The 23,386-nt window shown below is 55.9% G+C and carries 22 protein-coding genes; 8 read left to right on the top strand and 14 right to left on the bottom strand.

The genetic code is table 11. From position 1 onward, the window contains the following. Positions 1-12 precede the first annotated feature (12 nt). The 10 genes from atpA to asnC form a co-directional block, all read right to left on the bottom strand. The gene (gene atpA / locus G6041_RS16605; RefSeq protein ID WP_004386169.1) at positions 13-1,554 is read right to left on the bottom strand and encodes a F0F1 ATP synthase subunit alpha; all 1,542 of its coding nucleotides are present in this window, start codon (positions 1,552-1,554) and stop codon (positions 13-15) included. A 12-nt stretch (positions 1,555-1,566) separates the two neighbouring features. Then, on the bottom strand, positions 1,567-2,100 hold the full coding sequence (atpH, locus tag G6041_RS16600; RefSeq protein ID WP_004386170.1) for a F0F1 ATP synthase subunit delta: 534 nt from the start codon (positions 2,098-2,100) through the stop codon (positions 1,567-1,569). A gap of 14 nt (positions 2,101-2,114) precedes the next feature. Further along, positions 2,115-2,585: a F0F1 ATP synthase subunit B gene (gene atpF, locus G6041_RS16595; protein WP_004386171.1), complete on the bottom strand. Its 471-nt coding sequence runs from the start codon at positions 2,583-2,585 to the stop codon at positions 2,115-2,117. A 64-nt stretch (positions 2,586-2,649) separates the two neighbouring features. Beyond that, on the bottom strand, positions 2,650-2,889 hold the full coding sequence (gene atpE / locus G6041_RS16590) for a F0F1 ATP synthase subunit C (RefSeq protein ID WP_000429386.1): 240 nt from the start codon (positions 2,887-2,889) through the stop codon (positions 2,650-2,652). A gap of 50 nt (positions 2,890-2,939) precedes the next feature. Beyond that, positions 2,940-3,758, bottom strand: a complete 819-nt coding sequence (gene atpB / locus G6041_RS16585) for a F0F1 ATP synthase subunit A (protein ID WP_004386172.1) — start codon at positions 3,756-3,758, stop codon at positions 2,940-2,942. 8 nt (positions 3,759-3,766) lie between these two features. After that, positions 3,767-4,147, bottom strand: a complete 381-nt coding sequence (gene atpI / locus G6041_RS16580) for a F0F1 ATP synthase subunit I (protein ID WP_007779647.1) — start codon at positions 4,145-4,147, stop codon at positions 3,767-3,769. 609 nt (positions 4,148-4,756) lie between these two features. Further along, a complete protein-coding gene (gene rsmG, locus G6041_RS16575) occupies positions 4,757-5,380 on the bottom strand; it encodes a 16S rRNA (guanine(527)-N(7))-methyltransferase RsmG (RefSeq protein ID WP_012126196.1) in 624 nt (207 codons plus the stop codon). A gap of 56 nt (positions 5,381-5,436) precedes the next feature. Further along, on the bottom strand, positions 5,437-7,326 hold the full coding sequence (mnmG, locus tag G6041_RS16570; RefSeq protein WP_012126197.1) for a tRNA uridine-5-carboxymethylaminomethyl(34) synthesis enzyme MnmG: 1,890 nt from the start codon (positions 7,324-7,326) through the stop codon (positions 5,437-5,439). Positions 7,327-7,706: 380 nt separating this feature from the next. Then, positions 7,707-8,147: an FMN-binding protein MioC gene (gene mioC, locus G6041_RS16565; protein WP_004386176.1), complete on the bottom strand. Its 441-nt coding sequence runs from the start codon at positions 8,145-8,147 to the stop codon at positions 7,707-7,709. A gap of 89 nt (positions 8,148-8,236) precedes the next feature. Next, positions 8,237-8,695, bottom strand: coding sequence for a transcriptional regulator AsnC (gene asnC / locus G6041_RS16560; RefSeq protein ID WP_004386178.1), 459 nt, complete (start codon positions 8,693-8,695; stop codon positions 8,237-8,239). Between the two features lie 153 nt (positions 8,696-8,848). Between asnC and asnA the strand changes: the two genes are divergently transcribed. Further along, positions 8,849-9,841 (top strand): aspartate--ammonia ligase, encoded by a 993-nt coding sequence (asnA, locus tag G6041_RS16555; RefSeq protein WP_012126198.1) that lies wholly within the window; start codon positions 8,849-8,851, stop codon positions 9,839-9,841. A gap of 1 nt (position 9,842) precedes the next feature. Here asnA and viaA read toward each other — a convergent pair whose 3' ends face one another. Then, positions 9,843-11,294 carry an ATPase RavA stimulator ViaA gene (gene viaA, locus G6041_RS16550; RefSeq protein ID WP_012126199.1) on the bottom strand — a complete coding sequence of 484 codons (1,452 nt, stop codon included), beginning with the start codon at positions 11,292-11,294 and terminating at the stop codon, positions 9,843-9,845. Further along, a complete protein-coding gene (ravA, locus tag G6041_RS16545; RefSeq protein ID WP_004386181.1) occupies positions 11,288-12,787 on the bottom strand; it encodes an ATPase RavA in 1,500 nt (499 codons plus the stop codon). Before ravA ends, viaA begins: the two co-directional genes overlap by 7 nt. Before the next feature lie 220 nt (positions 12,788-13,007). On the opposite strand from ravA, the gene kup reads away from it, so the two are divergent. From kup to rbsR, 7 genes are all read left to right on the top strand, one after another. After that, a complete protein-coding gene (gene kup / locus G6041_RS16540) occupies positions 13,008-14,879 on the top strand; it encodes a low affinity potassium transporter Kup (RefSeq protein ID WP_007872196.1) in 1,872 nt (623 codons plus the stop codon). Positions 14,880-15,071: 192 nt separating this feature from the next. Beyond that, positions 15,072-15,491, top strand: a complete 420-nt coding sequence (gene rbsD, locus G6041_RS16535; protein WP_029039520.1) for a D-ribose pyranase — start codon at positions 15,072-15,074, stop codon at positions 15,489-15,491. Between the two features lie 7 nt (positions 15,492-15,498). Next, the gene (gene rbsA, locus G6041_RS16530; protein WP_012126200.1) at positions 15,499-17,004 is read left to right on the top strand and encodes a ribose ABC transporter ATP-binding protein RbsA; all 1,506 of its coding nucleotides are present in this window, start codon (positions 15,499-15,501) and stop codon (positions 17,002-17,004) included. A gap of 7 nt (positions 17,005-17,011) precedes the next feature. Further along, entirely contained in the window at positions 17,012-17,977 is a 966-nt protein-coding gene (gene rbsC / locus G6041_RS16525; protein ID WP_004386188.1) for a ribose ABC transporter permease, read from the top strand. 26 nt (positions 17,978-18,003) lie between these two features. Continuing rightward, positions 18,004-18,891, top strand: a complete 888-nt coding sequence (gene rbsB / locus G6041_RS16520) for a ribose ABC transporter substrate-binding protein RbsB (RefSeq protein WP_012126201.1) — start codon at positions 18,004-18,006, stop codon at positions 18,889-18,891. A gap of 65 nt (positions 18,892-18,956) precedes the next feature. After that, positions 18,957-19,886, top strand: coding sequence for a ribokinase (rbsK, locus tag G6041_RS16515; protein ID WP_012126202.1), 930 nt, complete (start codon positions 18,957-18,959; stop codon positions 19,884-19,886). A gap of 15 nt (positions 19,887-19,901) precedes the next feature. After that, positions 19,902-20,885: a ribose operon transcriptional repressor RbsR gene (rbsR, locus tag G6041_RS16510; RefSeq protein WP_012126203.1), complete on the top strand. Its 984-nt coding sequence runs from the start codon at positions 19,902-19,904 to the stop codon at positions 20,883-20,885. Here the strand turns inward: rbsR and mdtD are convergent. Then, a complete protein-coding gene (gene mdtD, locus G6041_RS16505; protein WP_004386192.1) occupies positions 20,882-22,276 on the bottom strand; it encodes a multidrug transporter subunit MdtD in 1,395 nt (464 codons plus the stop codon). The genes rbsR and mdtD overlap by 4 nt on opposite strands. A gap of 13 nt (positions 22,277-22,289) precedes the next feature. Then, entirely contained in the window at positions 22,290-22,991 is a 702-nt protein-coding gene (locus tag G6041_RS16500; RefSeq protein WP_012126204.1) for a FadR/GntR family transcriptional regulator, read from the bottom strand. Positions 22,992-23,386 lie beyond the last annotated feature (395 nt).

The raw sequence follows: 23,386 nt of genomic DNA, 5'->3' as shown, positions 1-23,386 counted from the left end.
AGCCGCCAGACGTTACCAGGACTGGGTTGCTTTGAAGGAGTCGAGGAGGCTTTTCAGCTTGCCTTCGATCTCATCGTTATAGCCACCGGTCTGGTTGATCTCTTGCATCAGCGGAGCGTGATCACGGTCAGCGTAAGCCAGCAGAGCGGCTTCGAAGCTACCGATTTTCGCCAGTTCCACATCTTCGAGGTAACCGCGCTCCGCCGCGAACAGGACCAGGCCCTGCTGTGCAACGGACATCGGCGCGTACTGTTTCTGCTTAAGCAGTTCAGTCACTTTCTGGCCGTGGCTCAGTTGCTTACGGGTAGCTTCGTCCAGATCGGAGGCGAACTGAGAGAACGCCGCCAGTTCACGATACTGTGCCAGCGCGGTACGGATACCACCGGACAGTTTCTTGATGATCTTGGTCTGAGCAGCACCACCCACACGCGATACGGAGATACCCGGGTTAACCGCCGGACGAATACCGGAGTTAAACAGGTTGGTTTCCAGGAAGATCTGACCGTCGGTAATAGAAATTACGTTGGTCGGAACGAACGCAGAAACGTCACCCGCCTGGGTTTCGATGATCGGCAGTGCGGTCAGAGAGCCGGTTTTACCTTTCACTGCACCTTTGGTGAAGTTCTCAACGTATTCCGCGTTAACACGGGATGCGCGCTCCAGCAGACGGGAGTGGAGGTAGAACACGTCGCCCGGGAATGCTTCACGTCCCGGCGGACGACGGAGCAGCAGGGAAACCTGACGGTAAGCGACAGCCTGTTTAGACAGGTCATCGTAAACGATCAGCGCGTCTTCGCCGCGGTCACGGAAGTATTCGCCCATCGCGCAACCGGCATACGGAGCCAGGTACTGCAGCGCAGCGGATTCAGAAGCGGTCGCGACCACAACGATGGTATTGGACAGCGCACCGTGCTCTTCCAGTTTACGAACCACGTTAGCAATGGTGGACGCTTTCTGGCCGATAGCCACGTACACGCATTTGATGCCGGAATCGCGCTGGTTGATGATGGCGTCGATAGCCATCGCGGTTTTACCGGTCTGACGGTCGCCGATGATCAGTTCACGCTGACCACGACCGATTGGGATCATGGCGTCAACGGACTTATAACCGGTCTGTACAGGCTGGTCTACGGACTGACGATCGATTACGCCCGGTGCGATAACTTCGATTGGCGAGAAGCCATCGTGTTCAACCGGACCTTTACCATCGATCGGCGCGCCGAGGGTGTTAACCACACGGCCCAGCAGGCCGCGGCCAACCGGCACTTCAAGAATACGGCCAGTACATTTCACCTTCATGCCTTCGGCGAGGTCAGCGTACGGACCCATAACCACTGCACCTACGGAGTCGCGCTCCAGGTTCAGTGCGATAGCGTAACGGTTACCCGGCAGGGAAATCATCTCACCCTGCATACAATCGGCCAGGCCGTGAATGCGGATAACACCGTCGCTTACAGAAACAATAGTACCTTCGTTATGAGCTTCGCTCACAACATTGAACTGAGCAATGCGCTGCTTGATCAGTTCGCTGATTTCGGTGGAATTCAGTTGCATGCTCCAGTCCCCTTAAGACTGCAAGACGTCTGCGAGGCGCTCAAGACGGCCGCGCACGCTGCCGTCAATGACCGTATCACCCGAACGGATGATGACGCCCGCCATTACAGACTTATCAATTTTGCAATTCAGCTTCACTTTGCGTGACAGACGTTTTTCCATCGCGGCGCTGATTTTCGCAAGCTGTTCATCGCTCAGTGCGCTGGCGGAAGTCACTTCGACTTCAACGGTAGCCTCAAGGGCTGCGCGTAACTGAATGAACTGCTCAAGAACATCAGGAAGTACCTTCAGACGGCCGTTTTCCGCCATTACCCGAATCAGGTTCTGGCCGTTGGCGTCTAACTGGTCACCACAGATTGCGATAAACGACTCAGCGAGCGTTTCTGGCGCCAGGGCGCCAGAGAGAAGCTCAGCCATCTGTTCGTTTTTGGCCACTTCAGCGGCAAACGCCAGCATATCCTGCCAGCGGTCGAGGCTTTGGTGTTCGACGGCAAAGTCAAAAGCTGCTTTGGCGTAGGGGCGAGCTACCGTTACAAATTCAGACATCAGCCCCTCCCTCCTTACAGTTCAGCGACCAGTTTATTCACGATGTCGCTGTTAGCAGCTTCATCCACGGAACGTTCAATGATCTTCTCGGCGCCAGCAACAGCCAGGATAGCAACCTGCTTGCGCAGCTCTTCACGGGCACGTTTACGCTCGGCTTCGATTTCGGCCTGGGCCTGCGCCACGATTTTGTTACGTTCCTGCTCTGCTTCAGCTTTCGCTTCGTCCAGGATCTGAGCACGGCGTTTGTTCGCCTGCTCAATAATCACCTGGGCTTCCGCTTTCGCTTTTTTCAGCTGGTCGGTCGCGTTGGACTGTGCAAGCTCCAGATCCTTTTTAGCGCGTTCTGCAGAAGACAGACCGTCAGCAATTTCTTTCTGACGTTTTTCGATGGCAGCCATAATTGGCGGCCATACATACTTCATACAGAACAGAACGAACAGGACAAACGCGATGGCCTGGCCGAGGATTGTTGCGTTAAGATTCACAGCACAATGCCTCTTATCTGGTTAATGTTCTGATATTGTCTGGAAATTCAGACAACTTCGTTTACTACGCGACGGCGAACATCACGTACAGACCCAGACCCACAGCGATCATCGGGATAGCATCCACCAGACCCATTACGATAAAGAACTGAGTACGCAGCAGAGGAATCAGATCAGGCTGGCGCGCAGCGCCTTCCAGGAATTTGCCCCCGAGGATGCCGATACCGATCGCAGCACCGATTGCCGCCAGACCCATCATCACAGCGGCAGCCATGTACAGCAGATCCATATTCAGGTTTTCCATGACAGTCTCCAGTTTGTTTCAGTTAAAACGCAGTAGTGTTGAGTAAAAAATCAATGCTCTTCAGATGCCATCGACAGATAGACAATCGTCAGAACCATGAAAATGAAGGCCTGCAACGTAATGATCAGGATGTGGAAAATGGCCCAGGGCACATTTAACAACCATTGTGACCACCACGGCAGAAGACCCGCAATCAGAATGAAAATCAGCTCACCGGCATACATGTTGCCGAACAGTCGCAGACCGAGAGAAACCGGTTTGGACAGCAGGCTCACACCTTCCAGAATCAGGTTGATCGGAATAAATACCGGGTGATTGAACGGCTGCAGCGTCAGCTCTTTAGTAAAGCCGCCAACGCCTTTCATTTTGATGCTGTAGAAAAGAATGAGGATAAATACACCAAGCGCCATGGAAAGGGTGATGTTCACGTCCGCAGACGGCACCACGCGCAGGGCTGGCAAGCCAAATACGTGCTCGCCGATGTACGGCAGCAGGTCGATAGGCAGCAAATCCATCAGGTTCATCAGGAATACCCAGACGAAAATCGTCAGGGCCAGCGGCGCAATGAGCTTGCTTTTGCCGTGGTACATGTCTTGTACGCTACCATGCACAAAGCCGATAACCAGCTCTACCGCGGTCTGGAATTTGCCCGGTACGCCGCTGGTCGCGTGTTTGGCGACTTTACGGAACAGAACCAGGAATAACAGGCCCAGCACCACCGAGAAAAACATCGAGTCGATGTTGAGCGTCCAGAAGGTGGCCGGGGGGTTATGCGGATCCACCAGCGAGAAGGTACGCAGGTCAATCTGAAGGTTATTCAGATGGTGGCCTATGTACTCCTGCGGCGTCGAGATTTCTCCTGCAGACATGATGCCTCTTACCCTTTGTTGTTAATTACAGCTGGCGCCAGTATCTGCACAACCAGCACCGAAACCCACGTCACAATCAGCGGCAAGAAAACCGCCTTCAAACACGCCAGCGCCACCACCAGCAGGGTAAAGGTCGCAATCACCTTAAACGCTTCGCCGAAGGCGAAAGACCAGGCCACGCGGCCTTTAGCGGGTGTATGCGCCTGATGACGCCAGGCAAAATTCATAAACAGCACATTCGGCAGCCACACTGCCAGCCCTCCGCATAACGCAGAGAAGCCCCAGAAAGGGTCTTTGAGGCAAAACAACAATCCTGCCGCCAGAACCGCGATGAACTGGATGAGCAGGAGCTTGCGAGCCACTTTTTTACTCATAAGCGACGCAGACATTTTGCCACTGCTCCCTTCGAGGTATGACGCGTGTCGTATAAAACGTTCTTTGACGCTCTGAGTCAAGCCTCAAAAAGCGCTCAAATTATACGGGGCGAGCACGTGATTTCAAACTATAAGTAGCCAAAAGGTGAATAAATGTTTAAATAATTTTCAGGAGGCGTTTTTTTTAAGTTTCTCTTAAATCTGAAAGCAAATGTAAAAACTGCAAATCGCGCGTAAACCTTGCGAATAAAGCGTGCACGAGATCACATTCTAAACAATTTCTGCTCAAGCTTTGACAGATCCTTTATGAATGCGTGTTTTATAACCTTTTGAATTTAAGACGCTTTAAACCCAAAATTTTTTAAAACACCCCGAAACACGATTAAAACCTTTCATTGACATCTATGAGAAACAATTTACGCCCTATTAGCATACAGACACCTGTACATAGCGCCCTTATATTTTCATCAGTGACTATTTACTATTTGGCGCAAATGATGCTTAGTTATCCTTAAGCTGCAAACAAGTTAATAAAAAGTGAAATTAGATGTTGTAATCACGCCCCATACCTCTTTTTCTGCTGACGCAATCCCGACACCTTATTTCTACTTTTTTTGATAAATATTAAGTTCTGTTTGCTTTAAGGATAACCAAATGGCGTTCGCCATCGAGACGCGGAACAGACAGTCTGACGATTTCCTCAACAGCAAAACCTGACGGCAGTGCGCTGATTTCATCATCCGGACGCTGGCCTTTAAGAGCATAAAAACGCCCTTCTTCTCCCGGCAGATGATGGCACCAGTTCACCATATCCGAGAGCGACGCAAATGCGCGGCTGATAACGCCATCAAACGGCGGCTCGGCAGGAAAGGCTTCGACGCGGCTTTGAACCGGCGTGATGTTGTCGAGTTTCAGCTCGTGTTGCACCTGACGCAAAAAACGCACGCGCTTGCCGAGACTGTCCAGCAGCGTGAAATGGCTGTCCGGACGCACAATCGCCAGCGGAATACCCGGCAGGCCAGGGCCTGTGCCGACATCGATAAAACGGGTGCCTTTTAAGTGCGGCTCCACCACGATGCTGTCCATGATATGGCGCACCAGCATCTCGTTCGGGTCGCGTACGGAGGTGAGGTTATAAGCCTTGTTCCACTTGTTCAGCATATCGACATAGGCCACCAGCTGCGCTTTCTGGTGTTCGGGCAGCGTAATCCCTGCGTCATCAAGCAGGCGGGTCAGTGTATTCAGCACGACGGTTTTTCCATATAAAAAGGGCCAGACAAGGCTGGCCCGAAGAGCGTTTCAACTCAGGCACTGCGGCGCAGTAGCCCCTGTTTTTTCAGCCAGACCAGCAGAATCGAGATAGCGGCTGGCGTGATCCCGGAGATACGGGACGCCTGGCCAATCGATGCCGGTTTATGATCGTTAAGCTTGGCGATCACTTCATTGGAGAGGCCATTCACCTGGCGATAATCCAGCGTCGCCGGCAGCAGCGTGTTTTCGTTGCGCTGCTGTTTTTCAATCTCATCCTGCTGACGAGCGATATAGCCTTCGTATTTCACCTGAATTTCAACCTGCTCGGCCGCCTGCGCGTCATCCAGCGCCGGAGCGAAGGCCGATAGCGAGGTTAACTGAGCATAGGTCATTTCCGGACGGCGCAGCAGATCTTCACCGCTGGCTTCACGGGAGAGCGGCGCAGTGAGCATCGTGTTGATCTCCTCCACCGAGGCGGTAGACGGCGTCACCCAGGTGCTTCTCAGGCGCTGGCGCTCGCGTTCGATATTCTCAAGCTTCTCGTTGAAGCGCGCCCAGCGCGCATCGTCGACCAGTCCCATTTCGCGACCAACTTCGGTCAGGCGTAAATCAGCGTTGTCTTCGCGCAGCATCAGGCGATATTCGGCACGCGAGGTGAACATGCGGTACGGCTCTTTGGTGCCGAGCGTACAGAGGTCATCCACCAGCACGCCAAGATAAGCCTGAGAGCGCCCCGGCGCCCATCCCTCTTTCTCCGCCGAGTAACGGCCCGCGTTCAGACCGGCCAGCAGCCCCTGAGCCGCGGCTTCTTCGTAACCGGTCGTGCCGTTGATCTGGCCTGCGAAGAACAGCCCGTGGATATATTTGCTTTCCAGAGTCGGCTTCAGATCGCGCGGATCGAAGAAATCGTACTCAATCGCGTAACCCGGGCGAACAATTTTCGCGTTCTCCATCCCTTTCATGGAACGGACAATTTGCATCTGCACGTCGAACGGCAGGCTGGTGGAGATGCCGTTCGGGTAAATTTCGTTGCTGGTCAGCCCTTCCGGCTCCAGGAAAATCTGGTGCGCGTTGCGATCGGCGAAGCGCATCACTTTATCTTCAATCGAGGGGCAATAGCGCGGACCGATCCCTTCGATGACTCCCGCGTACATCGGGCTGCGATCGAGGTTATTGCGGATCACGTCATGGGTTTTCTCATTGGTGTGCGTGACGTAGCACGGCACCTGACGCGGATGCTGATCCGCAGAGCCCATGAACGAGAAGACCGGCATCGGGTTATCGCCATGCTGCTGATCGAGTACGCTGAAATCGATGGTACGCGCGTCAATACGTGGCGGCGTTCCGGTTTTCAGACGGCTCACGCGCAGCGGCAGTTCACGCAGGCGACGCGCCAGCGGTACGGAAGGCGGATCGCCCGCACGGCCGCCGCTGTAGTTATCAAGCCCGATGTGAATCTTGCCGTCGAGGAACGTACCGACTGTCAGGACAACCGCTTTCGCGCGGAATTTCAGGCCCATCTGCGTGACGGCACCGACAACGCGATCGTTTTCCACGATCAGATCGTCAACGGCTTGCTGGAAGATCATCAGATTCGGCTGATTCTCCAGCGCGGTACGCACAGCCTGCTTGTACAGCACGCGATCCGCCTGAGCGCGGGTAGCGCGTACGGCCGGACCTTTACTGGCGTTTAGTATCCTAAACTGGATACCCGCCTGGTCGATCGCTTTCGCCATAAGCCCACCGAGGGCATCCACTTCCTTAACCAGATGTCCTTTACCAATACCGCCGATCGCCGGGTTGCAGGACATCTGTCCGAGCGTGTCGATATTGTGTGTCAAAAGCAGGGTCTGCTGACCCATGCGTGCAGCGGCCATTGCGGCCTCGGTACCTGCATGACCCCCGCCAATGATAATGACGTCAAAAGGATCCGGATAAAACATGTTGGTATGACCTCGCGGTTGTGCGAAAGAGGGTTAGCTAGCCCGGGGCGTGGATTCTACTCAACTTTAGCCTGGTGAGAAAGCGCCGGGATCGTTGGTATTAAAAAGAAGATCTTTTATCTAAAGGATCTGTTTTATTATGATCTCTTATTAGGATCGACATCCCTTGTGGATAACCCGGATCGCCCATTTGGGATCAAAAGGTTATCCGGGATCGCTTGCTGTGAATGATCGGTGATCCCAGACCGTATAAGCTGGGATCAGAAATGAGGGTTATACACAACTCAAAAAGCGAACAACACTTATACCTTGGATAACTACGGGTTGATCCAAGCTTTTAAGCTCTTTTATCCACAGCTGAATGGCGATCATTTCGCCGATCAGAGTAAATTTTTCCACGATCCGAGCCACACCTCAGCCGGATCTTCGGGAATATCATGATCGAGAATATTGATCTTAAGCGGTTCGCCGACGCGTTTCGCGCCGCATTCGATTAACAGCGCGTCCAGTTTTTCAATCGCCCCGCAAAACGTGTCGTATTCGCGGCTTCCGATACCGATAGCGCCGTAGCGAACCTGGCTGAGATCCGGACGCTGTTCTGCAAGCTCATCATATAAGGGTTGCAAATTGTCCGGCAGATCGCCCGCGCCATGCGTGGACGTCACGATAAGCCAGGTGCCTTCAGGCTTAAGATCTTCAAGAAGCGGGCCATGCAGCGTTTCGGTGCTAAAACCGGCGTCTTCCAGCTTTTCAGCCAGGTGCTCCGCCACATATTCCGCGCCGCCAAGAGTGCTGCCACTGATCAGGGTAATGTCTGTCATGGATGTCCGCCTTGAGTAAACGACGCGTATTGTACGCTGTGCAGGGGCTGGGATCTACCTGTGGATAATATGGGTATTAAAAAATCCCTTTATGGGCGGATAGTACGCATGATCGGGTTTTGCAGCGAGATCAACGTCTCGGTGGACTGAATTTCATCAATTGTTTGGATCTTGTTGATAAGCACCTGCTGTAACGCGTCTATCGAGCGACACATCACTTTAATAAAGATGCTGTAGTGGCCGGTGGTGTAATAGGCCTCGGTCACTTCATCCAGGCTTTCCAGCTTTTCGAGCGCGGCCGGGTAATCTTTCGCGCTCTTGAGAATAATGCCGATAAAGCAGCACACATCGTAACCAAGCTGTTTCGGGCTGATATCGATACGCGCGCCAGTGATGATCCCCGCCTGTTTCATTTTTTCCACGCGGACATGAATCGTGCCGGGACTGACGCCGAACTGTTTAGCGAGTTCGGCATAGGCGGTACGCGCATTCGCCATTAATGCCTCCAGAATGCCGCGGTCCAGATTATCGATCTGATAATTTTCCATACGTTTTCCTTATGATTATTCAGTAATCGTCAGTTTCATGCCGTCTATATTATCGGATTAAAAGATGCGTGGCCTTTTTTATTGATGATTATTGAACTGGCGGGCTTTTTTATTGCTTAATCAAAAGCAACAGAGGTACAGGAGCCCTAAAAAATGAAAACCGCCTACATCACACGCCAGCGTCAGATTAGCTTTGTGAAAGCCCATTTTTCCCGCCTGCTTGAGGAGAAACTCGGTCTGCTTGAAGTGCAGGCACCGATCTTAAGCCGCGTCGGCGACGGGACGCAGGATAACCTTTCCGGCTGTGAAAAAGCGGTGCAGGTCAATGTCAAAACGCTGCCGCAGGCGCAGTTTGAAGTGGTGCATTCGCTCGCGAAATGGAAGCGCAAAACACTGGGCCAGCATGATTTCAGCGCGGGCGAAGGGCTTTATACCCATATGAAAGCGCTGCGCCCCGATGAAGACCGTCTCTCTCCGGTACACTCGGTGTATGTGGATCAGTGGGACTGGGAGCGCGTGATGGGCGACGGCGAACGCCATCTCGGTACGCTGAAGCAGACGGTGGAGAGCATCTGGTCAGCGATTAAGGAAACGGAGCTGGCGGCGGCGGAGCGCTCCGGGCTGACGCCGTTCCTGCCGGACGCCATTCATTTTGTGCACAGCGAAACGCTGCAGCGCCGCTTCCCGGAGCTGGACGCCAAAGGGCGCGAGCGCGCGATTGCGAAAGAGCTGGGCGCGGTCTTCCTGATTGGCATTGGCGGGAAACTTGCCGACGGCAAACGCCACGACGTGCGCGCGCCGGATTATGATGACTGGACCACGCCGACGGAAAGCGGTTTTGCCGGACTTAACGGCGATATCCTCGTCTGGAACCCGCTACTGGAAGACGCGTTTGAAATTTCCTCAATGGGGATCCGTGTCGATGCCGACACGCTTAAACGCCAGCTGGCGCTCACCGGCGATCAGGATCGTCTGGCGCTGGAATGGCATCAGGCGCTGCTGAACGGCGAAATGCCGCAAACGATCGGCGGCGGGATCGGCCAGTCGCGTCTGACTATGCTGCTGCTGCAACTGCCGCATATCGGTCAGGTGCAGTGTGGCGTCTGGCCGGAGCAGGTGCAGTCTACCGTCGCTGAGCTGCTGTAATTCAGCGGCGTAAACGACGCACCAGACGGCTGCGCATCCCGGTATCAAAGCGCCAGATGTGATCGAAAATGCGCATGATGCCGGGTTTGCCATGCGCGGACATCGCCACCGCGTGAAAGCGGTGCTGATGAACGCGTTGCAGCTCCTTTACTTTGTTGACCACCTCATCCGGCAGCCGCTGGGCGATAAAATCGGACACCACCACCGCGTCGGCGTCGAACCACTCGCCGCCCTGTAGCTTTTCCGCAATGGCGCGAAAACAGCTCGCCAGATCGGTGCCGCCGCGAAAGCGCTGGCTCAGAAAGCGGATCGCCTGTTCGATACCGTCGCGCCCGCACAGCTCATAACGCACCACTTCGCTCGAAAACAGCATGATAAAACAGCGGCGGTTATCGGCCAGCGCAATGCGCATCAGCGCCAGACAAAACGCCTTGGCGCACTGCTCGTTAAAGCCGCCCATCGAGCCGGACGTATCCACGCAGACGATAAACGGCCCGCGCGGCTGTTCGTCATAATCCTGGCGCGTCACCGGCCGCTGCATCACTTTTTCACGCCACGCGTCGCCCTGAAGCCGGTAAGTCAGCAACTGTTTTTCCACCAGCCGCCGGTAAAACTCATATTCCAGCTCAGTGATGCCAAGCGTCGCCAGCTCCGGCGGCAGCAGACGCAGAATATCGTCGCTGCGCTGTAAGCCGTCGACCTGTTCCGGCACGGAGGCGGGTTCACGCACCAGCGTGCGGAACGTTTCCAGCGGCGCCTCTTTTTTCGGCACCGATTTCGCCTCGCGCGAGCGCCCGAGCTGTTCGGCAAGCTGCATCAGTTCCGGCTGGTCGGCCAGAAAATCGCCATATTTCACGATAAGCTGATAATCGCCGCGCCGCAGTTTGCCGTCGCTCATATCCCACAGACGACCGGCGGAATCTTCGTTCTCCACCAGCACTTGCTCAAGCTGGCCGCTCAGCGTCATGCGCTCCTGCACTTCGCTCAGCAGTTGCTCGCGCTCCTCTTCCAGCAACTGCTGGTTAAACGACGTCGCCTGCACGACAAGGCTTAACCGCCAGCGCTGTAGAAAAAGCGTATGCAGGGCGGGCGTAAAATGCGGGTTGTCGGCGATAAGCCGCTGCGCCTGGTCGGCAAACGGGGAACCGACGCGGCGCAGCAGCGCGCTGATTTGCGGTAACTGAACGATAAACTGGCTGGTAGAGAGCAACTGGCTTTTCTGATAGCCGATCACCTCTTCTTCCAGCTCTGGCGGCACATGCGCCTCTTTAAGCCGGGTTTTAAGCTGTTCGCGCCAGCGCGGAATATCCTGGGTCAGCGCATGTTTCAGGCGCGGAAACTTTTCGAAAAAGACCGCCAGCTGCGGCGACGCCAGCAGCGCAATGACGATCTCTTCTACCAGCTCGCCTTCGCTGATAGCCAGAATCAGGTTCAGCGAATCCGCTGTCAGCATTGGCGCGCCTGTTTAATCTGCTCGCCGACGTCCTGAAGGCTGGCCTCGATGCGTCCTAACCAGTCGCTTTCGACGAACAGACATTTTTGCTGCTCGCTAAAGCGCGTATGTTGCTGGTGCCACTCGTTATCCAGATCGTCAAGCTGCTGTTTGATTTCATCCGGCATGCCGTTGGCAGACGCCGCGCCCGGCAGCGAAAGGCGCGTACCCTGCAGGCTGACGTCGCGTAGCACCAGATGCTGGCTCGCGTCCACTTCCAGATCCAGCGCCTGGGCAAAGCCGATGCCGTTCAGCTTGCCGCGGATCTCGCCGCCTTTTTGCAGCCACGTCTCCAGCGCCTCGCGCGCGAACGTCACATGGATAACGTCGATATCGTGCAGCTTCAGCGGTTTTTGCAGCAGCAGCGTCAGCGTTGGCTCCGTGAGGCTTGCGGGCAGCTGATATTGCGGACGACGGCTGAACATGCCGCTCTGCTTCTCAAGGCGCAGCGCCGTTTTATCGCTGTGCTGCTGTTCTAACTGCATGCGGCGCTGGGTGATAGCGCCAAGACGGCTCAGCATCGCGTACTGGCCCCACGCGTGTGAGGTCATCAGCTGCGCGATTTGCTGCTGCATCAGTGTCATAGCGCTGGCGTCATGCCACAGGCAGTCTTTCAAAAGGATCAGATCGATAGGCGCCACGGCATCGCGCCCGCTGAAAAAGGCGCTGGCCTGCAACAGGCGAATGGCTTTCTTCCAGCGGCGGTCTGAGACATAGGGCGCGTTCGGCAGCGCATCAAGCTGCTGGCGCAGGGTGAAGATCAGCTCGAAGACGGTATCCGGTAGTTTGACGTTGCCGATGCCGGTCTGCCACTGCTGATATTCTTCATCGCTCACCTGCAAGCCTGGCGGCACCGGATTTTCGTTTTCATCCTGCTGGCTCACCAGCATGGCGCGAAAGCTGTTTTTCTCCTGCACCCGATCGAGCCACAGGCGAATCAGCATGCGGTCATAGAGCGCCTCAAGACTGCTGTCCGCTTCGGGCAGTTCGTTGGATGCCGTCACCAGCAGGCGCATCGGAATTTTTTCTTCATGCGCGCCGTTACGAAAGCGGCGTTCATTAATGGCAGTGAGCAGCGTGTTCAGAATCGCCGGGCCCGCCTTCCAGATCTCATCCAGAAATACGATTTCCGCTTCCGGCAGATAACCTGCGGTCAGACGTTCATAACGCCCTTCATCTTTTAGAGCCTGTATCGAGAGCGGCCCGAAGACCTCTTCCGGCGTGGAGAAGCGCGTCATCAGATATTCAAACGCGCGCGCGTGCTGAAACGCGAATTTAAGCCGCCGGGCGATAAGGCTTTTCGCAATGCCTGGCGGGCCGAGCAGAAACACGCTCTCGCCGCTCAGCGCCGCCAGCAGACACATTCGGATGGCGTGGCTGCGTTCAAACAGCCCTTTCTCCAGCGCTGCGCTGAGACGTGAAATTCTTTCCGCCAATAAATTGGGTTGAGCCATAATAGTTACTCTGTATTCTGACTACGCCGCCTGGTTTCTGGTGCGAGTATAGACGTTTCATATTCATGCTGATAATGGATTGATGCCATTATCTATTTGGCTTGATTTGGGTAAAGACTCGGTGATTGAGGGGTACGATTTTTTAACGAATCGTGCATACTGTGCGCTTTTTGTGGGCCAAGGGACGAAGCGCACACGGGATTTCAACGAAGACTAGTCTATGAGCACTGAGAATAAGCAATCGTTGCCTGCGATTACGCTGGCGGCTATCGGGGTGGTGTACGGTGATATCGGCACCAGCCCGCTTTATACATTACGAGAGTGTCTTTCCGGCCAGTTTGGGTTTGGCGTGGAGCGGGACGCCGTTTTTGGCTTTCTTTCTTTAATTTTCTGGCTGTTGGTTTTTGTTGTTTCTTTTAAATACCTCACCTTCGTGATGCGCGCCGACAACGCCGGTGAAGGCGGTATCCTGACGCTGATGTCGCTGGCCGGGCGCAACACCTCGGCGCGCATGACGTCGGTGCTGGTGATCCTGGGTCTTATCGGCGGCAGCTTCTTTTATGGCGAGGTGGTGATTACGCCCGCGATTTCGGTGATGTCGGCCATTGAAGGTCTGGAGATCGCAGCGCCGTCGCTTGATCCGTATATCGTTCCGCTCTCTATCGTGGTGCTGACGCTGCTGTTTATGATCCAGAAGCACGGCACCGGCATGGTGGGGAAACTCTTTGCGCCGATTATGCTTGCCTGGTTTTTGGTGCTGGCGGTGCTCGGCGCGCGCAGCATTCTGAACAACCCGGAAGTGTTGCAGGCGCTGAACCCGGTCTGGGCGGTGCATTTCTTCCTGGAATATAAAGCGGTCTCCTTTGCGGCGCTGGGCGCGGTGGTGCTGTCTATCACCGGCGTTGAAGCGCTGTACGCCGACATGGGGCATTTCGGTAAGTTGCCAATCCGTGTGGCGTGGTTTTCGGTGGTGTTGCCGTCGCTGGTGCTGAACTACTTCGGCCAGGGCGCATTATTGCTAAAAACGCCGGAAGCCATCAAAAACCCCTTCTTCCTGTTAGCACCCGACTGGGCACTGATCCCGATGCTGATTCTGGCGACGCTCGCTACGGTTATCGCGTCGCAGGCGGTCATTTCCGGGGTCTTCTCGCTGACCCGCCAGGCGGTGCGTCTGGGCTATCTGTCGCCGATGCGCATTATTCACACCTCGGAGATGGAATCGGGCCAGATCTATATCCCGGTGGTGAACTGGCTGCTTTACTTCGCGGTGGTGATTGTCATCGTGAGCTTTGAGCACTCCAGCAATCTCGCGGCGGCTTACGGCATCGCGGTGACCGGTACGATGGTTCTCACCTCAATTCTGTTTGCGACCGCCGCACGCAAAAACTGGCACTGGAGCCGCATCCTGGTGGGCCTGATGGTGGTGGCGTTTCTGTGTGTCGACGTGCCACTCTTTTCAGCGAACCTGGAGAAACTCTTCTCCGGCGGCTGGCTGCCGTTAAGCCTGGGTCTGGTGATGTTCATCATTATGACGACCTGGAAAAGCGAGCGCTTCCGCCTGCTGCGCCGCATGCACGAGCACGGCAACTCACTGGACGCGATGATCACTTCGCTTGAGAAATCGCCGCCGGTTCGCGTGCCGGGCACCGCGGTGTATATGTCGCGCGCGCTGAACGTCATTCCGTTCGCCCTGCTGCATAACCTCAAGCACAACAAAGTGCTGCATGAGCGTGTGATCCTGCTGACGCTGCGCACCGAAGATGCGCCTTACGTTCATAATGTGAAGCGCGTGACGCTCGAACAGCTGTCGCCGACGTTCTGGCGCGTGGTGGCGAGCTACGGCTGGCGCGAAACGCCGAACGTGGAAGAAATTTTCCACCGCTGTGGGCTTGAGGGCTTAAGCTGCCGGATGATGGAAACCTCTTTCTTTATGTCGCACGAGTCGCTCATCATCGGCGATAAACGGCCCTGGTATTTACGCCTGCGCGGCAAGCTGTTCCTCCTCTTACAGCGCAACGCCTTACGCGCGCCAGACCAGTTTGAGATCCCGCCAAACCGCGTTATCGAGCTGGGAACACAGGTCGAGATTTAATCCTTAAGCGAAACGCCTTCCGAACTCCGGGAGGCGTTTTTTGTTGATAGGCACGCTCTCTTTTTTTCCTCAGTTTTTCCTTAAGCGAAACGTTTCGATGGCGATCACAGTTTCGCAACGTGGTGTTTGTTTATTGTTCTTTTCGCCGGATACACTCCCTGTTAGCGAAACGTTTCGCTGATGGAGCAAAAAATGAAAAAAGGCACCGTTCTTCATTCCGGCATTTCATCCGTCATCTCGCGTCTTGGCCATACGGATACCGTTGTGGTGTGTGACGCCGGGCTGCCGATTCCGTCCACGACTGAACGTATCGATCTCGCGCTGACCCAGGGCGTGCCGGGATTCTTACAGGTGGTTGATGTCGTCACGCAAGAAATGCAGGTTGAAGCGGCGATCCTCGCAGAAGAGATTAAACAGCATAATCCGCAGCTCCACGAAACGTTGCTCGGGCAGATCGAGCGGCTGCAGCAGCACCAGGGGAATACCATCACTGTTCGCTATGTTTCACATGAACAGTTCAAACTAAAAACCGCAGACAGTCAGGCGGTCATTCGCAGCGGGGAGTGTTCCCCGTATGCGAATATCATTCTCTGTGCCGGCGTCACGTTCTGAGGCCGCCATGGAACCTTTACTCCAGCTCAAAGGCATTGATAAATCCTTCCCCGGCGTTAAGGCGCTTTCCGGCGCGACGCTGAATGTCTACGCCGGACGCGTGATGGCGCTGGTGGGGGAAAACGGCGCCGGTAAATCCACGCTGATGAAAGTGCTGACCGGCATCTATACCCGCGACGCCGGTTCGCTGCTCTGGCTTGGCCAGGAGACCACGTTCAACGGGCCGAAAGCCTCTCAGGAAGCCGGTATCGGGATCATTCACCAGGAGCTGAACCTGATCCCGCAGCTCTCGATTGCGGAAAACATCTTTTTAGGGCGCGAGTTTGTCAGCCATTTCGGCAAAATCGACTGGAAAAAGATGTATGCCGAAGCCGATAAACTGCTGGCGAAGCTCAACCTGCGCTTTAACAGCCGTCGGCTGGTGGGCGAGCTGTCGATAGGCGATCAGCAGATGGTGGAAATCGCCAAAGTGCTGAGCTTTGAATCGCGCGTCATCATTATGGATGAACCCACCGACGCCCTGACCGATACCGAAACCGAATCCCTGTTCCGCGCCATTCGCGAGCTGAAAGCGCAGGGCTGCGGGATTGTCTATATCTCCCACCGCATGAAAGAGATTTTTGAGATCTGCGATGACGTGACGGTGATGCGCGATGGCCAGTTTATCGCCGAGCGTGAGGTCAGCTCACTCACCGAAGAGACGCTGATCGAAATGATGGTGGGCCGCAAGCTTGAAGATCAATACCCGCATCTCGACAAAGCGCCGGGCGAGATCCGCCTGAAAGTCGACAACCTGAGCGGCCCTGGCGTCAACGGCGTGAGCTTTACGCTGCGTCAGGGAGAGATTCTCGGCGTGTCGGGGCTGATGGGCGCGGGCCGTACTGAACTCATGAAAGTGCTGTACGGCGCGCTGCCGCGCACGGGCGGTCGCGTTACGCTGGATAACCGCGAGGTAGTGACGCGCTCCCCGCAGGACGGGCTTGCCAACGGCATCGTTTATATCTCCGAAGACCGCAAACGCGACGGGCTGGTGCTCGGCATGTCGGTAAAAGAGAACATGTCGCTGACCGCGCTGCGCTATTTCAGCCGCGATGTCGGCAGCCTGAAGCATAAAGATGAACAGCAGGCGGTAGGCGATTTTATTCGTCTCTTTAATGTTAAAACGCCGTCGATGGATCAGGCCATTGGCCTGCTTTCGGGCGGCAACCAGCAGAAAGTGGCGATCGCCCGCGGGCTCATGACGCGCCCGAAAGTGCTAATCCTCGACGAGCCGACCCGCGGCGTGGACGTCGGTGCCAAAAAAGAGATTTATCAGCTCATTAACCAGTTCAAAGCCGACGGGCTGAGCATCATTCTGGTCTCGTCTGAGATGCCGGAAGTACTGGGAATGAGCGATCGCATCATGGTGATGCATGAAGGGCATCTCGGCGGTGAATTCACACGCGAGCAGGCCACCCAGGAACTGCTGATGGCGGCGGCTGTCGGCAAGCTCAATCGCGTGACCCAGGAGTAAAAGACGTATGACTACCCAGACCGTTGCGACTCGTCGCTTTTTCACCAAAGCCTGGCTGATGGAGCAAAAGTCGCTGATAGCCCTGCTGGTGCTGATTGCGATTGTCTCCACCCTGAGCCCGAATTTCTTTACCGTTAACAATATGCTGAACATTCTCCAGCAGACGTCGGTGAACGCCATCATGGCGGTCGGGATGACGCTGGTGATCCTTACCTCGGGTATCGATCTGTCCGTCGGTTCCCTGCTGGCGCTAACCGGGGCGGTCGCCGCCTCGCTCGTCGGCATTGAGGTCAACGCGCTGGTGGCGGTGGCTGCCGCCCTCGCGCTTGGCGCGGCTATCGGCGCGGTGACCGGCGTGATTGTGGCGAAGGGCCGCGTACAGGCGTTTATCGCTACGCTGGTGATGATGCTGCTGCTGCGCGGGGTGACGCTTCAGTACACCAACGGCAGCCCGGTCAGTACGGGGTTTAATGACAACGCCGATCTGTTTGGCTGGTTCGGTATTGGCCGCCCGCTGGGCGTGCCGACACCGGTGTGGATCATGGCGCTGGTGTTCCTGGTGACCTGGTATGTGCTGCATCACACCCGTCTGGGCCGCTATATCTATGCGCTGGGCGGTAACGAGGCGGCGACGCGTCTGTCTGGTATCAGCGTTAATAAAATCAAAATTATTGTTTATTCGCTGTCGGGCCTGCTGGCGTCGCTGGCGGGCGTGATAGAAGTGGCGCGTCTCTCGTCGGCGCAGCCGCTGGCAGGCGCGGGTTATGAGCTGGACGCCATCGCGGCGGTCGTGCTCGGCGGCACCAGCCTCGCCGGTGGTAAAGGTCGCATTGTTGGGACGCTGATCGGCGCGCTGATCCTCGGTTTCCTGAATAATAGTCTGAACCTCTTAGGTGTTTCTCCCTATTACCAGATGATCGTCAAAGCAGTGGTTATTTTGCTGGCGGTGCTGGTGGATAACAAAAAGCAGTAACTCATTACTCAACAGGACATCTGATTATGAATATGAAAAAGCTGGCTACACTGGTTTCCGCCGTGGCGTTAAGCGCGACCGTCAGTGCCAACGCGATGGCGAAAGACACAATTGCTCTGGTGGTTTCAACGCTGAACAACCCGTTCTTTGTGTCGCTGAAAGATGGCGCGCAGAAAGAAGCGGAAAAACTGGGTTACGAGCTGGTGGTGCTGGATTCCCAGAACAACCCGGCGAAAGAGCTGGCGAACGTGCAGGATCTGACCGTGCGTGGCACCAAACTGGTACTGATTAACCCGACCGATTCCGACGCGGTAGGTAACGCCGTGAAGATGGCTAACCAGGCGAAAATCCCGGTAATCACCCTCGACCGTATGGCGTCGAAAGGGGACGTGGTGAGCCATATCGCGTCTGATAACATCACAGGCGGTAAAATCGCCGGTAACTATATTGCCAAGCAGGCCGGTGACGGCGCGAAAGTGATTGAACTGCAGGGCATTGCAGGCACCTCTGCCGCGCGCGAGCGTGGCGAAGGCTTTAAACAGGCGGTGGAAGCGCACAAGCTGAACGTGCTGGCCAGCCAGCCGGCGGATTTCGACCGTACCAAAGGTCTGAACGTCATGCAGAACCTGCTGACCGCGCACCCTGATGTGAAAGCAGTATTCGCACAGAACGACGAAATGGCGCTGGGCGCGCTGCGTGCGCTGCAAACCGCCGGTAAAACCGATGTCATGGTCGTTGGCTTCGACGGCACCGCCGACGGCGTGAAAGCCGTTCAGGATGGTAAGATGAGCGCGACCGTAGCACAGCAGCCGGAGCAGATCGGCGTTATCGGCGTTCAGACCGCGGATAAAGTGCTGAAAGGCGAGAAAGTACGCGCCCGCATCCCGGTCGACCTGAAGCTGGTTATCAAATAAAACCGACATTAAGAAAAGCAGGGCAACGCGCCACAGGATGTGGCGCTTTTACAGGGATAAACATCATGAAAAGCGCTGGCCAACTCGTCGTTTTCGGCAGTATCAATGCCGATCATATCCTTAACCTTGAAGCCTTCCCCGCGCCGGGCGAGACTGTCACCGGCAGCCAGTATCAGGTGGCGTTCGGCGGTAAAGGGGCCAACCAGGCCGTCGCGGCCGGGCGCAGCGGCGCGGATATCGCGTTTATCGCCTGTGTGGGTGAGGATGATATCGGCGAGCGTATCCGCCAGCAGCTTTCACGCGACAATATTGATGTCGCGCCTGTCAGCGCCGTTGCGGGCGAATCGACCGGCGTGGCGCTCATTTTCGTTAATGGCGAAGGTGAAAACGTGATCGGCATTCACGCTGGCGCGAACGCGGCGTTGACGCCCGAGCGCGTTAACGAACAGCGGGAGAAAATCGCCAACGCCCGCGCGCTGCTGATGCAGATGGAGTCGCCGGTAGAAAGCGTTATCGCGGCCGCGCGCATTGCGCATGAAAATCAGACCACAGTGATTCTTAACCCGGCCCCTGCCCGCGCGCTTTCTGACGAACTGCTGGCGCTGGTGGATATCATTACCCCGAATGAAACTGAAGCGGAAAAACTGACTGGCGTGAAAGTCTCTGATGATGAGAGTGCCGCGCAGGCCGCGGCGGTGCTGCATCAAAAAGGCATTGAAACGGTCATCATTACGCTCGGTAGCCGCGGCGTGTGGCTGAGCGTTAACGGCGAAGGGCAACGCGTGCCCGGCTTTCGCGTCAAAGCTGTCGATACCATCGCCGCTGGCGATACCTTTAACGGCGCGCTGATGACGGCGCTGCTGGAAGGCACGCCGATGCTTGAAGCCATTCGTTTTGCTCATGCGGCCGCGGCTATTGCCGTGACGCGCCCTGGCGCGCAGCCTTCTGTGCCGTGGCGCGATGAGATTGACGCCTTCTTACAGGCGCAGGGGTAAGCCATCGTGGCGACAATGAAAGATGTCGCCCGCCTTGCGGGTGTCTCCACCTCCACCGTCTCTCACGTCATTAATAAAGATCGTTTTGTGAGTGAGGCTATCCGTTTGCGGGTGGAGGAGGCCATCAGAACGCTGAATTACGCGCCGTCGGCACTGGCGCGCAGCCTGAAGCTCAACCAGACCCGCACCATCGGGATGCTGATCACCGCAAGTTCTAACCCCTTTTTCTCGGAACTGGTGCGCGGCGTGGAGCGTAGCTGTTTTGAGCGCGGTTATAGCCTGGTGTTATGTAATACCGATGGCGACGAACAGCGCATGAACCGCAATCTGGAGACGCTGCTGCAAAAACGCGTCGACGGACTGCTGCTGCTCTGCACCGAAACGCATCAGCCTTCACCCGCCATTATGAAACGCTACCCGGCCATCCCGACCGTGATGATGGACTGGTCGCCTTTCGATGGCGGCAGCGACGTGATTCAGGATAATTCGCTTTTAGGCGGCGATATCGCCACGCGGTATTTAATCGACAAAGGCTATACGCGCATCGCCTGTGTGACTGGCCCGCTCGATAAAACGCCGGCGCGCCTGCGCCTGGAAGGGTATCGCACCGCGATGCAGCGCGCGGGCCTGCCGGTGGCAGAAGGTTATGAAGTGATCGGCGATTTCGAATTCGCGGGCGGCCTGCGGGCGATGCAGTCGCTACTGACGCTGCCCGAGCCGCCGCAGGCGGTATTTATGGGGAATGACGCGATGGCGGTCGGCGCTTACCAGGCGCTCTATCAGGCTGGCCTTCGCATTCCGCAGGATATCGCGCTGGTGGGTTACGACGATATCGAGCTCGCAAGCTATATGACGCCGCCGCTGACCACTATTCATCAGCCCAAAGATGAGCTGGGCGAGCTGGCCATCGATGTACTCATTCATCGCATGGCGCAGCCGGAGCTGCAGCAGCAGCGTTTGCAGTTAACGCCAGAGCTGATGGTACGCGGCTCCGCTTAGGCTTTATGGCGATCTTTTATGAGGTTACGGCCATCTTTCGGACGTAACAGCATGAAGACCAGCGATGACACCACCGTAATCACGCCCATCGTAATAAAGGTGTAGTGGAACTGCTCAACGGTGTTGGCGTTATCGAACCCCTCATAGAAGCGCAGCACCGCGGCGCTGACCGCCACCCCAAGGCTTATCGACAGCTGTTGTGTGACCGCCAGCATACTGTTGCCGCCGCTGGCGCTTTCATCTGTGAGATCTGCAAGCGTAATGGTATTCATCGCGGTGAACTGCGTGGACATCGCAAGCCCCAGCACAAACAGCGGCAGGATCAGCAGCCACACCTGATTATCCGGCGACTGCAGTGAGAACTGCGCAATCATCAGCCCGATAAACAGCGTGATGCCGACCAGCGTTTTTCGGTAGCCAAACCAGCGCAGCACCTGCGTCACGCCAGACTTCGCGATAATCGACCCAACCGCCGTGGGCGCCATCATGCAACCCGCGATAAAGGCCGGATAACCAAAGCCCACCTGTAGCATCAGCGGCATGAGGAACGGCACGCAGCCGGTGCCCAGACGGGAAGCGATATTCCCGGCGATGCCAACGGAAAAGGTGCGTGTTCTGAACAGAGACAGCGAAATCAGCGGCGCGCTGTGTCGGCGGGCGTGCCAGATATAAGCCATCATCAGCAATAACCCACCGGCAATAACGGCAATGGCCATCCACGTCGAGACGATACGCTCGCCAAACAGCTCCATGCCGCTTGAGAACAGCACCAGGCTCAGGCCAAACAGAAAGAAACCCGGCATATCAAAGCGGCGGCGCGGCGTGGTGAAGTTCGGCATGTATTTGCGCGCGTAGAACAGACCCGCGACGCCTATTGGGATATTAATCAGGAAGATCCAGTGCCAGCTCGCCCAGGTGACCAGCACGCCGCCGAGCAGCGGCCCGAGAATCGGGCCGACCAGGCCTGGCATCGTCACGAAATTCAGCACCGGCAGAAGTTCGCTGCGCGGATAGGCGCGCAGAAGCGCGAGGCGCGCCACTGGCATCATCATGGCCCCGCCGATACCCTGCACAATACGGAAGATGACCAGCTCACTCAATGAGCCGGACATGGCGCAGGCGAGCGAGCCCAGCGTAAACAGGGAGACGGCGGTCATAAAGACGCGGCGGGTGCCGAAGCGGTCTGCCAGCCAGCCGCTGACGGGAATTAACATCGCGACCGTCAGGGTGTAGCTGATAATCGCAGACTGCATCGCCAGCGGCGAGCGGTTAAGACTTTGAGCGATAGCCGGCAGGGCGGTGTTGAGGATAGTGGCATCCAGTGCCTGCATAAAGAAGGCCATTGCCGCTATCCACGGCAGGCCCGCCATACTGCGCGCTTTTTTAGTCATGCGGATCCTGTTGTTATTTTTCCTGCGATGCGGTCGCCTGCAAAAGTGTCTGACAGGCGCGATAGGCCTCTTCGCTTTGGGAAGAAAGAATAGCGTCCGCAATCGCCTGATGAATGTCAGGCTTGATAACCTGGTTGTGTGTTATCGACGTAAAATAATTGTAATAGATGGAGCGGAACAGACTCGCGAAAGCGGTCATAAAGGGATTGCCACTCATTGCATAGATTTGTTCATGATAGGCCATGTCGGTTTCTATCCAGCGCTCGCGGTTAAACGAGATCTGTAGCGCGGCCATTTCATCAAGCGTTTTCCTGAAGCGCTGCTTTTGTTCTTCAGTACCGTTTAGCGCAGCCAGCGCGCAGGCCTGAGGCTCAAGGCTTGAGCGCATCACCAGAAAGTGATTAACCACCGTGGTGAAGGTTTCGATGCCCATCCACCAGGTCAGCAGTTCTTTATCAAGGAAATTCCACTGGCTTTGAGGCAGCACGCGCGTGCCGATACGCGGGCGCGGTAAAACCAACCCTTTGGCGGTTAGCGTTTTCACGGCTTCTCTTACCGCCGTGCGGCTCACGCCGAACTGTTCACCCAGCTCCATCTCGCCAGGTAAAATATCGCCTGGCTTGAACTCTCCTTTAAGGATGCGTTGCGCCAGCTTCTCGGCCAGGACATAAGAAAGGTTCTTTTGAGCGGCCTGTTGATGCGCCAGTAACGACATAATGGCAATTCCTTCAGCTTTACTTCGCGCAGTAGTATGCCACTGCAGAGCATGATCTGATGTAAAAAACGGCAAATAACAGGCTATATGGCGGTTTTACGTGATAAATGGTGAAAAAAAGCGCGCTTGAAAACTTTTTTTAAATTTCCTCTTGTCAGATTCTGATTACTCCCTATAATGCGCCTCCACTGACACGGCACAACGGCAAATGAGCCGGCCCGTCAGGCGGAGGAAAGCGAAAATAAACGCTTGACTCTGAAAGAGGAAGGCGTAATATACGCCACCTCGCGACAGCAGGCTGAATGCCGCGTCGCACCGCTCTTTAACAATTTATCAGACAATCTGTGTGGGCACTCGGGGCACTGATATCTTAACGTCTACGGACGATAAACGAA

The organism is Cronobacter sp. HA18003 (genome assembly GCF_011605905.1).
Lineage (GTDB): Bacteria > Pseudomonadota > Gammaproteobacteria > Enterobacterales > Enterobacteriaceae > Cronobacter > Cronobacter sakazakii.
This window is presented reverse-complemented; position numbering and strand designations above follow the sequence as displayed.